The sequence below is a fragment of the Chroococcidiopsis thermalis PCC 7203 genome (assembly GCF_000317125.1).
GTDB classification, from domain to species: Bacteria; Cyanobacteriota; Cyanobacteriia; order Cyanobacteriales; family Chroococcidiopsidaceae; genus Chroococcidiopsis; species Chroococcidiopsis thermalis.
Map to the genome: position 1 here is coordinate 3,726,765 of NC_019695.1, position 13,686 is coordinate 3,740,450.

At 44.7% G+C, this 13,686-nt stretch carries 14 protein-coding genes; 10 read left to right on the forward strand and 4 right to left on the reverse strand.

The annotated features are described in order from the left end of the window. Positions 1 to 471 precede the first annotated feature (471 nt). Together CHRO_RS16325 and CHRO_RS16330 are read left to right on the forward strand one after the other, a co-directional pair. Positions 472 to 1,617, forward strand: coding sequence for a nucleotide-binding protein (locus CHRO_RS16325; protein ID WP_015155337.1), 1,146 nt, complete (start codon positions 472 to 474; stop codon positions 1,615 to 1,617). Positions 1,618 to 1,647: 30 nt separating this feature from the next. Beyond that, positions 1,648 to 1,932: a SemiSWEET family sugar transporter gene (locus CHRO_RS16330; RefSeq protein WP_015155338.1), complete on the forward strand. Its 285-nt coding sequence runs from the start codon at positions 1,648 to 1,650 to the stop codon at positions 1,930 to 1,932. A 52-nt stretch (positions 1,933 to 1,984) separates the two neighbouring features. Here CHRO_RS16330 and CHRO_RS16335 read toward each other — a convergent pair whose 3' ends face one another. From CHRO_RS16335 to CHRO_RS16345, 3 genes are all read right to left on the reverse strand, one after another. Continuing rightward, the gene (locus CHRO_RS16335) at positions 1,985 to 2,293 is read right to left on the reverse strand and encodes a TMEM14 family protein (protein ID WP_015155339.1); all 309 of its coding nucleotides are present in this window, start codon (positions 2,291 to 2,293) and stop codon (positions 1,985 to 1,987) included. 177 nt (positions 2,294 to 2,470) lie between these two features. Further along, positions 2,471 to 3,106 carry a (2Fe-2S) ferredoxin domain-containing protein gene (locus CHRO_RS16340; RefSeq protein WP_015155340.1) on the reverse strand — a complete coding sequence of 212 codons (636 nt, stop codon included), beginning with the start codon at positions 3,104 to 3,106 and terminating at the stop codon, positions 2,471 to 2,473. Positions 3,107 to 3,154: 48 nt separating this feature from the next. Beyond that, positions 3,155 to 3,397 (reverse strand): Asr1405/Asl0597 family protein, encoded by a 243-nt coding sequence (locus tag CHRO_RS16345; RefSeq protein WP_015155341.1) that lies wholly within the window; start codon positions 3,395 to 3,397, stop codon positions 3,155 to 3,157. A gap of 272 nt (positions 3,398 to 3,669) precedes the next feature. On the opposite strand from CHRO_RS16345, the gene dpsA reads away from it, so the two are divergent. The 4 genes from dpsA (at position 3,670) to mutT (ending at position 7,107) form a co-directional block, all read left to right on the forward strand. After that, positions 3,670 to 4,221, forward strand: a complete 552-nt coding sequence (dpsA, locus tag CHRO_RS16350) for a DNA starvation/stress protection protein DpsA (RefSeq protein ID WP_015155342.1) — start codon at positions 3,670 to 3,672, stop codon at positions 4,219 to 4,221. Positions 4,222 to 5,119: 898 nt separating this feature from the next. Then, positions 5,120 to 6,076 carry an RNA polymerase sigma factor, RpoD/SigA family gene (locus CHRO_RS16360; protein WP_015155343.1) on the forward strand — a complete coding sequence of 319 codons (957 nt, stop codon included), beginning with the start codon at positions 5,120 to 5,122 and terminating at the stop codon, positions 6,074 to 6,076. 259 nt (positions 6,077 to 6,335) lie between these two features. Further along, on the forward strand, positions 6,336 to 6,677 hold the full coding sequence (locus CHRO_RS16365; protein WP_015155344.1) for a DUF760 domain-containing protein: 342 nt from the start codon (positions 6,336 to 6,338) through the stop codon (positions 6,675 to 6,677). A 16-nt stretch (positions 6,678 to 6,693) separates the two neighbouring features. Next, positions 6,694 to 7,107, forward strand: coding sequence for an 8-oxo-dGTP diphosphatase MutT (mutT, locus tag CHRO_RS16370; RefSeq protein WP_015155345.1), 414 nt, complete (start codon positions 6,694 to 6,696; stop codon positions 7,105 to 7,107). Positions 7,108 to 7,141: 34 nt separating this feature from the next. Here mutT and CHRO_RS16375 read toward each other — a convergent pair whose 3' ends face one another. After that, complete coding sequence (locus CHRO_RS16375) at positions 7,142 to 8,377, reverse strand: histidine kinase (protein WP_181824183.1); 1,236 nt, start codon at positions 8,375 to 8,377, stop codon at positions 7,142 to 7,144. A gap of 186 nt (positions 8,378 to 8,563) precedes the next feature. Between CHRO_RS16375 and CHRO_RS16380 the strand changes: the two genes are divergently transcribed. The 4 genes from CHRO_RS16380 (at position 8,564) to CHRO_RS16395 (ending at position 13,407) form a co-directional block, all read left to right on the forward strand. Then, complete coding sequence (locus CHRO_RS16380; RefSeq protein WP_015155347.1) at positions 8,564 to 10,009, forward strand: S-layer homology domain-containing protein; 1,446 nt, start codon at positions 8,564 to 8,566, stop codon at positions 10,007 to 10,009. 270 nt (positions 10,010 to 10,279) lie between these two features. Continuing rightward, positions 10,280 to 10,861 carry a thioredoxin family protein gene (locus tag CHRO_RS16385; RefSeq protein ID WP_015155348.1) on the forward strand — a complete coding sequence of 194 codons (582 nt, stop codon included), beginning with the start codon at positions 10,280 to 10,282 and terminating at the stop codon, positions 10,859 to 10,861. Between the two features lie 174 nt (positions 10,862 to 11,035). Beyond that, on the forward strand, positions 11,036 to 11,518 hold the full coding sequence (locus tag CHRO_RS16390; protein ID WP_015155349.1) for a pentapeptide repeat-containing protein: 483 nt from the start codon (positions 11,036 to 11,038) through the stop codon (positions 11,516 to 11,518). Positions 11,519 to 11,643: 125 nt separating this feature from the next. Further along, positions 11,644 to 13,407 (forward strand): glycoside hydrolase family 3 protein, encoded by a 1,764-nt coding sequence (locus tag CHRO_RS16395; RefSeq protein ID WP_015155350.1) that lies wholly within the window; start codon positions 11,644 to 11,646, stop codon positions 13,405 to 13,407. The last annotated feature ends 279 nt before the right edge of the window (positions 13,408 to 13,686 follow it).

The window sequence follows — 13,686 nt, forward strand, 5'->3', positions numbered from 1 at the left end:
ATCTAAAAAAGTATGAGTGTTTTATTCTTTATTCTGTTACAGAGTATACTCTATTTTTTTCTTTTTTTTCAATTGTACTGTCTTTGAAAAGCAGAGACTCTACCATAAGTCAGAGTTCTCTAGTTTGAATTTATGTAACCAAACTTACTGTAAGTGAAATACAACTTTTTCGGTAAAAATTGCTACTAATAAAAACTGATGCTTACTTGTCACATTCTACTACTAAAATCGCCCTGCTTGTTTCAGTTTACTAATTTGCTAGTTGCTACCATTTTGCGATCGCCTAAAATTTCGGTTTCGATGCTGAGAGAACTGGAGTAGTTAGTATCAATCGACAAAGTCATTGAAGGGAATAGATACGATAATCAACTGTTTTCATCTTAATGGGTAAAAAAGCAATCCTTCCTTTCACCCATAGACACTAGACCAAATAAGGGTTTTAATGATCTTAGCCCCGCGTCTTATCTGTCTATGTCCTCATCCCTGCAACCACCATACATACAGGATTTCACTCACTTCGAGCAGCACGTAGCCAGAATTTTTCACAGACACGGGTGGACGGTTGTGACTCCCGAACAAAACCAAGCAGGTTACGATTTAGTTGTCAGTAAAAGCAATATTGTGGCAGCTGTTCAAGTCAAGTGGCTCAAAAATAACGTTGCCGCACCGCAAATTTTAAAGTTTGTTGACTTTCTTGAATCTCCAGCAGCTTGTCAGTTTAATTATGGTATTTTCATTACTACAAAAGATTATAGTGGACCAGCTCGCGCCCTAATTAAATCTTGGGGAAAAGATGCGAGAATTCGCTGTGGCATCGCTTCCGAACATAAAATTACTTGGGTAAATGGCGATGACGGTACACCTCCACCCCAACCACCAAAACAAGACAAGATTTATTTTGGGATTTTCACTTGTAAAGGTGGAGTTGGAAAAACCACAGTTGCAGCGCACTTAGCAGGAGCATTTGCCTTACAAGGATTCAATGTTGCTTTGGTAGATTTAGATCCAGAACAAAACTTACATAAATTAGTAGGAGATGGGGTTTACGTTCCTAATAGTAAAGGTACGGGTACAACTATTGAAGTCTACGATGCAAGAGCTTGGGATGAAAACGCCGCCCGTGATTGCAAAATAGTTATATGTGATTGTTCTCCTGCTTTAGAACGCAACCCAAGAGAACTAATTGAGAAATTTGATTATTGTATTATTCCTACAACTTTGAATCCTCTAGGTATTAATAAACATGGAATCGTGATTCAAGATACAGTGCAAAAAATTAGAAGTATTAATCAAGCTGCTCACCTATTTGTTTTAGTTAATAATTTTAGAGATCCAGGAATTAGACGATTCAAAATTTTAAAAGAGTCATTTTTATCGGTTTATAAACATATTAGCCAGAACGATAAGAAGTTTCATTGTATCGATCCAGAACAAGTTTGCATTCGTACTAGCGACCAACTATACTACTGGGGAATCCATATTCTAGAGAATCCCGATAATCCATCGAGTGAACTAGCATTTCAGTTGATCGGTGGCAAGTGTTATCCGCGAGATGATTTTATTAGCTTAGTCGATTACATAGAAAGAGAAGCAGGGATCGGAATTCTGCGAGAATAATAGGGGATATTGTCACTAGAACGCATAAACATGGAAGATTTTAATTTCATCACCCCTCTGGGACTATTTGCAGGAGTCCTGACAACGATCGCATACTTACCCCAGTTGGTCAAAACTTGGAAGACGAAATCAGCTCACGATCTTTCTTGGAGTATGCTCATCGTTTTATGTACGGGAATAATTCTGTGGTTGGTTTACGGCTTTTACGTACACGATATTCCTATCATCGCTGCCAATATCGTAACATTTATTTTTGCTGGAATGATTTTGATGCTGAAGATTCGCTATAAATCAGATCCTAGCGAAGAGAATTAACTTTGTCCAAATGTACCTCATAACCAATGTAGAGATGCACGAGATCGCGTCTCTACAAATTTTTCAACATAACTACCAACGCTGTTACACCTACAACAGTCATTAATCCTGTTGGCATGAATTTGCGTGTTTTTATCAGACGAGTAGTAAAAATAATCACTAATATTGCTGTAACTATAGCAGCTAACCCGAGACCCCAGACTTGACCAAAAGATCGCGCAACTCCTCCCAGAATCAGCAATAACCCGCTAGCAGTACCAGAAATCAGCGAAGCCTGACTCTGAGCTTGCTTATAGCCAATCGCGCCGCCAACTATGGCTAAAATCCCATACGCGATCGCCGCAACCACACCTGGATTCATTACCTGAAGATTTGTTCAATAATTTAACTATTATTTCATTTTTTCAAACATATAAACGTATATTTTTGTATCCCAGAGCAATTTACCATCTACCAAGAATTTGTAATAAATTCTCCCAGACTCCAGTAGCGATCCTCCTCAAATTTAGTTGGTAAATCTTTTCATCTAGCACAATTCTCAGCTAACAGGAAAAATTCGATTGCCAACTAATGCTAATTGCTGCACATTCTCATTATGAGTATTTTCATCTGTAGTAAAGTGCTTGTCAATCAATTCTGCAACCTGCTCGGTTTGTACGCGGGTATATCTAGTTTTATCGGGCATCACCACGACATTTGGTCCAGCTTTGCACTGTTTGAGGCAACCAGTAGGCTTAATTTCTACCTCATTTTCCAAACCGCGCTCATTCAAAGATGCTTGTAATGCTTTACAAACTCCGTTTGCACCCCGTTTGACGCAATCAGACTTCTGACACACTAAGATACTAGCTTTTGCTTTGGTTTGTCGTTTAACAGGTGTAGCAGGAGTCATAGCTGGCGGTTGGCGATCGATAACGATCACTCGTTCTGCCTTCAATTTGAGCGAATCTTTTTTATAGTCAAACTTTCTCTCACCAAAAATTTGTACTACATCCCCTAAATTCAGGTTTAACTCCATAGGTGAACGCAGATACTTGGGTAGTTTGACTCGATATTCACCTTCTAAAGTGCCAACTTGCAAATATTTACGCTTATAGCCATCTTCTAATTCAAACCTGAGAAATTTTCCCTCTAAGCTAAAAGCCGATACTTCTTTACCAAAGCGACTACTCATTGCTTTATCACCTTCGGATGAACGACAACCAATGCTCGATCTACGGTTTTACCAGCACTGTTTTAACCACCACACCAAATCTTGGCGAGATGCAGTGAATTGTCTCAAAACACTACTCAATTGAACTGCCGTTGTGGGATCGGCTATCTCAACTTTTAATGGCTGTCCGGCATCGCACCAACAAGGAATCTCTAACTCTTGTAAACGTTGATACACCTGCCATCTATCTGCCCATTTCACTTCCACAATTTCTCTAACTTCCGGTTCGCAACCTAACGGCTTCAACCCCATACCCTCCGATGCTCAAATTACATTTCGTCATCTTATTGCCGTGACTAGCCGTGCTAGTTGCCGACAGTTTAACTTTACCCAATAGCATACCCTAAATGCAAATAATTCTCATGATATTTGCAAAAAACTTTCTTTAATCAAGGGTTGTCTCAACAGTCAAAAGCACTGAAATACATAGCGCTCGCGCTGTTTAAAGCTTGACTAGAGAGCGATAATGAAAGTAGCAGTGAGTTATCGATAACAGCATCACAACCAGCAAAGAGAGGAGAACCATGTCTGAGGCAACAATTCTACGGAACTTCGGTCAGGTATATGACAACCCTATTCTGCTCGATCGCAGTGTCACCACTCCTGTTTGCGAAGGATTAAATATTGCTCTTGCTAGCTTTCAGGGTTTGTACCTGCAATACCAAAAACATCATTTTGTTGTTGAGGGTGCAGAATTCTATATGCTGCATCAGTATTTCAGCGAAAGCTATGAAGAAGTCCAGGGACACGTTCACGATGTTGGCGAACGTTTAGATGGACTGGGTGGCGTACCCGTAGCTAGTTTTAGCCAACTCGCCCAGATGTGCTGCTTCGAGCCAGAACCAGACGGTGTTTTTGCTTGCCGTCAAATGGTAGAACACGACTTAGCAGCAGAACAGGCAATTATTGGGTTAATCCGTCGTCAAGCCGCTCAAGCAGAAAGTTTAGGCGATCGCGCTACCCGTTACTTATACGAGAAAATCCTACTCGAAACCGAAGAAAGAGCATATCACTTAGGGCATTTCCTCGCCCACGACAGCCTAACGTTAGGTTTTATGGGGAACGGTTCTAGGTAGGAGTGAGGAGTGAGGAGTGAGGGAAAGAAGAGAGCTGAGGGAGCTGGGGGAGCAACTGCTATTCGCAATTTGCAATTAAGCAACTAAGCAACTTTTCGCTCCTCTCCCTCTTTTCTCTCTATAAGATTTTGTTTATGACTTCCGTTGCAGCGATCGCTAGCTAAAGATCGAATCGTAGGGACATTCCAGGTTTCTGTTCTCAGCTCCCTTGTCCCCCTTGTCCCCCTTGTCCCCCTTGTCCCCCTTGTCCCCCTTGTCCCCCTTGTCCCCCTTGTCCCCCTTGTCCCCCTTGTCCCCCTTGTCTCCCCCCTCTCCCTTGTCCCCCTTGTCCCCCTTGTCTCCCCCCTCTCCCCTTGTCCCCCTTGTTCCCCTTGTCCCCTGCTCCCTGCCTTACATCAACCTAAGTCACTCAAAACGCAAAATATTAAAACATTTACTGTTTTTTGTCTCCTCTGATGCATTCATTAGTCAAATTACTAGTTAACTTTGACTAAAAAATGCAACTTTTGTGTGCGTGAAACAGTTTAACTTTGGAGTGCGATCGCCCTGTGAGGGCAAGTCGTGGAGCTAACTCAACTCTCAAGCTGAGATAGAAAATGCAGGCAGTGGCAGTTTCCTCTCAGAAATGTTACAATTATTAATAGTGTAGAATGTTAATCTTAAGCGATCCAATGACCGATTGGAGGGTAGTAAAGCTGCTCTACCTGTAGAGACAGCTCTAAAATTAAATTTCCGCAAACAACTAGATGTTGTCCAATTCTTGTAACACTATAGCCTTCTGCTGTCTGGATACGTAACAGAAAAAGCTTGTCTCATCAGCAGAGGGCTTGGTAGTGAAATAAGTGTTACTCTTTTATTTCCACACAGCTGCTTACTACTGATAAAGAAACCTAGCGCCATGAAAACCGCTCAGACAACCACTGACCTTGTACGTACTTACTTGCGTGAGATTGGTCGTGTTCCATTACTGACCCACGAGCAGGAGATTGTATATGGCAAGCAAGTGCAGCGACTCAGCACCCTGTACGCGCTCCAAGAAGAGTTAGTTGCAAAGCTGGGGCGCGAACCAACCCTAGAAGAGTGGAGTGAAGCAGCACGAATAGATAAAACAGCCTTATCTACAGCGATCGCCGAAGGAGAAATTGCTAAACGCAGAATGGTAGAAGCTAACCTGCGACTAGTCGTCTCCGTCGCTAAAAAGTACATCAAGCGTAACGTAGACTTATTGGATTTAATCCAAGAAGGGACGATCGGGATGCAGCGGGGTGTAGAGAAGTTTGACCCAACTAAAGGTTATAGATTTTCTACTTATGCTTATTGGTGGATTCGGCAAGCAATCACGCGGGCGATCGCCGAAAAAGGACGAACCATTCGCCTACCGATTCACATTACAGAAAAATTAAACAAAATCAAAAAAGCACAGCGTCAACTCTCTCAAAATCTAGGACGCGCCCCAAGTATCGTGGAGTTAGCTACAGCACTAGAACTCACACCCAAACAGGTACGCGAGTATTTAGAAAGAGCGAGATTACCACTATCGTTAGATTTGCGGGTAGGAGACAACCAAGATACAGAATTGGGCGAACTATTAGAGGATACGAGTCTTTCCCCAGAAGAATTCGTGACTGAGTCCTGCTTATCTACCGATATTGAGAAGCTGATGGCGGATTTGACTCCGCAGCAGCGGGAAGTTTTATCATTACGCTTTGGCTTAGCTGACGGACAAGCAATGACGTTAGCCAAGATTGGCGATCGCCTCAATATCAGCCGCGAACGGGTACGCCAAATCGAGCGCGAAGCCCTCACCAAGCTCCGCAAGCGTAAAGCAGACCTCGACCAGTATTTGGCTAGCTAGGAAGCAGGGGAAAAGAAAGCTGAGGGAGCTGAGGGAGAAAAAACGACCAACTACCAACTACCAACTACCAATTACTTGTAATCCCCCTCGTGGAGCAACAACCCTCCAAATTTAGTTCGGTTTTGCCACCTATCATATCCGCGCCTACCTGTTACATTAAATTTACATAAAGACGCTATTTGTCGGCTAAATTGTAAACAACACTAACAGCAAGTCGATCGGTTACAATTTGGCAACCGAACTGTAAGGGAGGTCATCAGTGAACGACTCATCACATCAAGTTTCCGAGTTTTTCCCAGGAGAATCAAAGGACAGCGATTCCTTATGGCAATACGTCCAGTCGCTAAGTCCAGAGGCTATTACTCAGCTATCCCAGCCTAGCTCTACTGAAGTATTCCAGATGATCGAGCGTAATATCATCGGTATGTTAGGTAGTTTACCTGGAGAAAATTTCGGTATAACGATTACAACTAACCGTGAAAGTTTGGGTAGATTACTCGCTTCAGCAATGATTAGTGGTTATTTCTTACGCAATGCCGAACAACGCATGATGTTTGAAAAGTCCCTAGAAGCAACGGAAGTCATCGGGACACAGGAATAAGTAAAACAAACCGTCCATGACTTCAAAACCCATTTCAATTCCGCATAAAATTATCGGCGTGGGCGTTCTGTGGAACGCTCAACAACAAATTTTAATCGATCGCCGTCGCCCAGAGGGGGCAATGGGCGGATTGTGGGAATTCCCCGGCGGAAAATTGGAGCCAGGAGAGACGGTAGAAGAATGCATCAGGCGCGAACTGATGGAAGAGTTAGGGGTAGAAGTTGAAGTCGGCGATCGCCTCATCACTATCGAACACGACTACTCTCATTTGCGCGTAACGCTAGCAGTACACCACTGTCATTATTTGGGTGGAGTCCCTCAGCCGATCGAGTGTGCGGAGATCCGTTGGGTAACTCTAGATGAAATTGAACAATACAACTTTCCTGCGGCTAACGTGCAGATTATTGCTGCAATAAAAGATTATAAATAATGAGTAGGGGCGCACACCCGTGCGCCCCTACTCACTACAAAGAATAAACCGGCAACGTGAAATGGAAACAACTGCCTCCATTAGGGGCTGAGTCTACCCAAATTTGCCCGTAGTGCGCTCTAATAATCCGTTGACACAAAGCTAAACCGATACCATAACCATCTTTAGCTTCATCGCGCTTGAGGCGGAACCGCTCTTCAAAGATGCGATCGTAATTTTCTTCAGGAATTCCAGGTCCAGTATCGCAAACGCTGACTTGTACCTTCTGCGTTGTGCGGTGCAGGCAAGAAATGCGGATCGTACCTCCTTCAGGAGTATACTTCATCGCATTGTCAAGCAAGTTGATCAAGACTTGCCTTACCCTTTCCCGGTCGGCATAAACCGCAGGTAAATCGTTAGGAAGATCGGTTTGGATAGATTGCGATTTGGTAAAAGCGCGGTCTTGGATATGTGCTTCTACATCTTGGTATAACTCGATCAAATCTAGCTTGTGGGGTTGAATTTGTAGTTCGGCACTAGAACCCCGCGTTACCTGTAACAAACTCGCAATCATGCGATCGATAATCTTAGCTTGGCTGCGGGCTTGTTTGAACAACTGGGTTAATAAAGCAGGCGATGCAGAAAAACCCCCCTTTTTAGTCGATAGAAATTGAGCTTCGAGAGTTTCTACAGCAATAGACACAGCGGTCAGAGGATTGCGCAGGTCGTGCGCTACCATTGCAATAATTCGATCTTTAAACTGAAGCTGCTCCAATAACCTCTCCTGCTCGCGTTTGAGGCGAAAGACTTCATCGGAAAGCCGAATTACTTCTACCGAATCAGCTACAGAACGAATTGCGGTGACATTGGAAGTACCGTAATTGCCCGAGTTGTTTAAGTTTTCTAAATCCTTCGGTTTCGTTGAGGTTTCGGCTAACTCTGCTACCAAATTTGCCTGAGCCTCAGCTGATTGCTGCCACCGCAGCCACCAGTTACTTAGTTGCTCGATCAAATTACTTCCAGCCAGAATTTGTCTTGGTTCTGGATAAATTTTGATCAAAGCTGGTGTAGCCACCAGTTTGAAGTGTTCTGCTAGATACGGTTGTTCCCCGACATTAACAATCTGTAATTCAAACGGATACTCAGCTTGTAGCTGCTTGAGATAACGACGAATTTGCTGTATTTGCTGTCGCGAACTGGGACGCTCATCTACAAATAGCAGTAGTTGAAGCCTAGCTTCAGTCGAGGTCGGCTGTTCAGAAGAAACCTGCATGCAATCTTGTTTCAGCACGGGCAACTAACAGGTAACGCTTAGTGAGAGGTCAAAGAAGTAGCCATAGCGGATTATAAATCAGCCTCCTCTTAAATTTAATATCTATTTTAGTTTTTGCATATAGCTAAGATGTTAAGGAGCGTAGAATTACAGATATTGGGCAGTCCTACGCTAGCGTAAAACTAGTACATATACTGAAAAACCGTGTTGTTTTCAAAAAGCGCTCGATTAGCTAGTTTAACCTGCTTATTGCTGGCTGTAACTGCCTGCGCCAATAGTCCTAACGCTCAGCAGTTGGAGCGCACTTTAGCTGCCGATCCTGAGTTGGAGACCAATCGACCGTTTAGTAATTCTGGCACTTCTGCGCCATCCACCGATTCAGCTCGGCAAAATCAGCCAAATGGGGCGATCGCCCAGCTACCATCTGACTTCCCTTCAGAAATTCCGCGCTATCCCGAGGCTCAGTTAGTGGCATCTGTACCAGCGGAAAACGAGTCTTCTCCGCCAGAAACTCGGTGGGTAACTGGCGATCCGATCAACGTCGTGCAAAGCTTTTACCAAAAAGAATTTCAGTCGAATAACTGGCAAATTGTCAATCCGCCATCGGGGGGAGAAACAGATAACACGACGATTGAGGCGCGACGGAACGATCTGTTAGTAAAAATTGCGATCGCGCCAAGAACGACATCTACCCCTCCGCCTAATGCGACTCCTACACCCAACCAGCCGAACCCTGGAATAGATCCTGCTGCTAGCACGGAATTTACCATTCAGTATCAGCGAAATGCTCCAGCTACAGCCGCCACTCCTACACCCTCACCCCAAACCAGCGGGGAAAACTCAGCTCAGACACAGACAGGCAACTCAGTCACTTCTGACACAGCCGAGCGAAGCTTCAACGACCTGAGCCAAGCTCCTCAAGAATTGCAACAATATATTACAGATCTGGCAGCTTTGGGTGTATTGCCCCTCGAACCAACTAACGCCAAAAGCAGCCAAGCCGATCCCGTCCGCCAGTTCAATCCAAGCAAGATCGTCAGCCGCCGGGAATTTGCTCGTTGGTTGTTTGAAGCTAATAACCGCATTCAAGCCACTCGTCCAGCACTACAAATTCGAGCCGCATCAGCCGCAGCTCAACCAGCATTTCGAGATGTACCGCGAAACGATCCCGATTTCTCCGTTATCCAGGGACTCGCGGAAGCAGGTTTAATTCCTAGTTCCTTGTCAGGAGACGGAACGGCAGTTTTATTCCGTCCTGATGCCCCGTTAACGCGGGAACAGTTGATTCTTTGGAAAGTCCCTCTAGATACCCGCCAAGCCTTGCCTAACGCCTCCTTAGAGGCTGTCAAAGAATCATGGGGATTCCAAGATGCAGCGCGGATCGATCCCAAAGCTTTACGTGCGGTAATTGCAGATTTTCAAAACGGAGAGCAGTCAAATATTCGCAGGGTTTTTGGATATACCACGCTGTTACAGCCGAAAAAACCCGTTACCCGCGCCGAAGCTGCATCAGCAATTTGGTTTTTTGGTAATGGCGGTGAGGGGATGACGGCTCAAGAAGCCCTGAAAGCACAACAGCAGCCGCAAAACACCCAACAACCCCAAAATCAGCCGCCAAATCAGCCTCAAGCGCAACCAACATCACCATAAAAAGTCACCCACGATTGACTCGGGCGCGATCGCATTCTGAATCGAATGTACTGATTTTTTGTGTAGAATTAGTTGCCGCAGGCATCGCACAACACTAAATCTTGTAATATCTTTTACTGTAAGATTTTAAATCTGGAGACGATAAGTGTGAGCTAATTCGAGCGCTCTTGCTGAAAACTACTGTACTTTACACCCCCTGTACTTTAACAGCGATTGGTTATCATCCAGAAAATGAGTAATAGAGAATTTTAACTTATGAGTTCTTAAGTTATGGCTTTAACAGCTTCTACTATGTTGCCACTGGGGACTCTTGCCCCAGATTTTCAACTTCCAGATGTTGTTTCTGGCGACACGATCTCTTTATCTACATTTGCTGGCAAACAGGCTTTGCTAGTGATGTTTATCTGTCAGCATTGCCCTTTTGTCAAACACGTTAAAACGGAACTAGCACAACTCGGTAAAGATTACAATCACCAAAATGTAGGGATGGTTGCTATTAGTGCCAATGATATTCACAACTACCCCGATGATGCTCCAGAAAAGCTCAAAGCAATGGCAGTGGAATTAGATTTGCCATTCCCCGTATGCTATGACGCGAGCCAGGAAACAGCTAAGGCTTATACTGCTGCTTGCACTCCAGATTTCTTTTTGTTCGATGCAGGGCAAAAATTAGTTTATCGCGGACAGTTAGATGATAGCCGTCCTAGTAATGGTAAGCCTGTAACGGGTGCGGATTTACGAGCTGCTATTGATGCAATTCTTGCCTCGCGTCCCGTGCCTACCGAGCAAAAGCCTAGTGTTGGATGCAATATTAAGTGGAAACCTGGTAATGAACCTAGTTACTACGGCTAAAAAGGGAAACAAAGGAGCAGATTTGGGAATCTTATAATTAGAGTCTTGCTTCTGAGCAACTCTGTTAAACCGAACTATTTGAGGCGCTCTGATTTTGAGTCGGGAGCGCGAATTATTATGCCTGGCTCCAGCAGCCACAAATCATCAACACATGATTATTAAGTTATCTAGACAATGAAAATTTCGATTCTTGCTACCGTTACTTTGCTAGCTCCTCTTTGTTTCATGGCTTCAGCTCAGGCTTATAATCCCCAAGACCTAGCACAATTAAAACGGACAAATGCTTGTCCTCGATGTGACTTAAGTAACGCACCCCTGAATAACTTAAACCTCAGCCGAGCCAATTTGCGTAATGCCAATCTTCAAGGTGCTAACTTATCTCGTTCTATTCTGGCAGGTGCAGATTTAAGCGATGCAAATCTGGAGACAGCAAATATTTCAAGTGCTAATTTATTTGAGACATTACTGATTGGCGCAAACCTCAAGTCTGCTGTTCTTGTCAACTCGAACTTGACTGGTGCTGGTTTAATGGCTGCTAACTTAGAAGGTGCTAACCTCAGAGGAGCAATTATGGATTTAGTCAATTCACGAGGGGCAAGATATAGAGCGACAATCATGCCTAATGGTACGGTTACCCCAACTCCAACTTGGCGGTGACGATGGTAATGGGTAATGGGTAATGGGTAATGGGTAGTTGGTAGTTGGTAGTTGACAGTTGAGAATTGAGTGTTAACCTTCAACTATCAACCTAACCCCTAATCCGCAATCCATAATCCCCGTTCATGCGATCGCTACCTAATCTCGATTCTCTTTCCTTGACAGAACTAGTGGCTCAGATGCTTGTGGTGAGAGCTTCTGGCTACTTGTTCGACCACCAGATTCTCTATCCTAGCTGGGAACCAACTACAGATAAGCTCAAGCGGTTGGTAGAACTAGGTGTAGGTGGTGCGATCCTGTTGGGTGGAAGTGCAGCAGAAATCGCTTTAAAAACGCAACAATTGCAATCCTGGGCGACAATTCCGTTATTGATTGCCGCTGATATTGAGGAAGGGGTAGGACAGCGTTTTGCTGGTGCGACTTGGTTTCCTCCACCAATGGCAATAGGAGCGATCGCATCCCACAACCTCAGTCTCGCCCAAACGTATGCAGCTCAAATGGGGGCAGTTACCGCTCAAGAAGCCTTAGCAGTTGGAATTAACTGGGTGCTTGCTCCTGTAGTAGATGTCAACAACAACCCTGACAATCCTGTAATTAACGTCCGTTCCTTTGGCGACAATCCAGCGATCGTCAGCCAGCTAGCTAGTGCCTATATTCAAGGGGCAAAATCTTATCCCGTACTCACAGCAGCTAAGCATTTTCCTGGGCATGGGGACACGGCTGCTGATTCTCATTTAGATTTACCAGTCATTCCTCATTCTCCGGCAAGATTGGCAGAAATCGAACTACCACCTTTCCAAGCGGCGATCGCGGCTGGGGTAGATGCGGTGATGAGCGCCCATTTACTTATACCCAGTTGGGATGCAGAACATCCTGCTACCCTCTCATCGCACATTTTGACGCAACAGCTACGCCAGAACATGGGTTTTGAGGGTTTAATTGTTACCGATGCCTTAGTTATGGGAGCGATCGCCAATCGCTATGGAGCCAACGAAGCGCCTGTACTCGCAGTGGAAGCTGGAGCAGATATTTTACTGATGCCAGTCGATCCTGAAGGCGCAATTCAAGCTGTCTGTACTGCTGTTGAAACCGGACGCATCTCCAAAGAGCGAATTCGTGCTTCTGTAGAGCGGATCTGGAAGGCTAAGTTACAGGTTAGCGGCGAAAATAGGGAGCAGGGAGCAGGGACGAGCTGGGAGCAGGGAAGAAAGACAAGGGAGAGGGGGGAGACAGGGGAGACAAGGGAGAGGGGGGAGACAGGGGAGACAAGGGAGACAAGGGAGACAGGGGAGACAGGGGAGAGGGGGGAGACAGGGGAGACAGGGGAGACAAGGGAGAGGGGGGAGACAAGGGAGACAATTTTTGAGTTGGCTAAACCGGAAGCTTTTGCGGTCGTGAATGAGATTTTAAGTGCTTCCCAGGTTGTAGGGGGAAATGTGCCTTTGATGCCAGTGATGCCAGCAGCATCTGCCTCAGAGTCACAAAATTTGCGGAATTTGATTGTGGTCGATGAGTTGCTTGGATGCGATTTCTTGCACCGCAAAGCACCTGCGATCGCTCTCCCTACTTTACACGGCTATACAACACAGCTTTGCGATCGCCATACCCCTGTTGTTTTTGAGACTGATGACGATTGCCCAACTTTACTCCAGCTGTTCATTCGCGGTAATCCTTTTCGCGGCAGTGCTGGAATCGCCCAAGTAGGACAGGTGTGGGTTAAGAAATTATTAGCTTCAGGTAATCTTCAAGCACTGGTAGTTTACGGTAGTCCGTATGTCCTCCAGCAGTTGCTGCCTATGCTACCGTCTATTCCTTATGCTTTCTCTTACGGGCAAATGCCAACAGCTCAAGCAGTTTCCTTGTCCGCGTTGTTTGCTAGGTCGATTTAGTTCTCTATCTTAAGATAGATTTTTTTGACTCTTTTATCTCACCTGAGTTAGATATGACAAAACCTTAACCCATTCCTAAACCAAAAAATATAGGATTAAAAGGGCTATGCACCAGCTCTTGAAAAAGTTCAAGCATAGACAGGTGGCGAACATTTTGTCAAGAATTGTTGACTGTCTCAATATTTGTTAATATATAGTTGAATGATATAACGTCAAAATAGGGATAATTTCAGTATAGTCAACTACAAAATTTTCAACTTCAATTAATTATTTACTCAT

Bases quoted from the DNA above. Each gene is read 5' to 3' on its own strand.
- mutT (WP_015155345.1), top strand. From the start codon at position 6,694: ATGACTTCAAAACCCATTTCAATTCCGCATAAAATTATCGGCGTGGGC.
- CHRO_RS16360 (WP_015155343.1), top strand. From the start codon at position 5,120: ATGAAAACCGCTCAGACAACCACTGACCTTGTACGTACTTACTTGCGT.
- CHRO_RS16335 (WP_015155339.1), bottom strand. From the start codon at position 2,293: ATGAATCCAGGTGTGGTTGCGGCGATCGCGTATGGGATTTTAGCCATA.
- CHRO_RS16395 (WP_015155350.1), top strand. From the start codon at position 11,644: ATGCGATCGCTACCTAATCTCGATTCTCTTTCCTTGACAGAACTAGTG.
- CHRO_RS16345 (WP_015155341.1), bottom strand. From the start codon at position 3,397: ATGGGGTTGAAGCCGTTAGGTTGCGAACCGGAAGTTAGAGAAATTGTG.
- CHRO_RS16340 (WP_015155340.1), bottom strand. From the start codon at position 3,106: ATGAGTAGTCGCTTTGGTAAAGAAGTATCGGCTTTTAGCTTAGAGGGA.
- CHRO_RS16385 (WP_015155348.1), top strand. From the start codon at position 10,280: ATGGCTTTAACAGCTTCTACTATGTTGCCACTGGGGACTCTTGCCCCA.
- CHRO_RS16390 (WP_015155349.1), top strand. From the start codon at position 11,036: ATGAAAATTTCGATTCTTGCTACCGTTACTTTGCTAGCTCCTCTTTGT.
- CHRO_RS16325 (WP_015155337.1), top strand. From the start codon at position 472: ATGTCCTCATCCCTGCAACCACCATACATACAGGATTTCACTCACTTC.
- CHRO_RS16330 (WP_015155338.1), top strand. From the start codon at position 1,648: ATGGAAGATTTTAATTTCATCACCCCTCTGGGACTATTTGCAGGAGTC.
- dpsA (WP_015155342.1), top strand. From the start codon at position 3,670: ATGTCTGAGGCAACAATTCTACGGAACTTCGGTCAGGTATATGACAAC.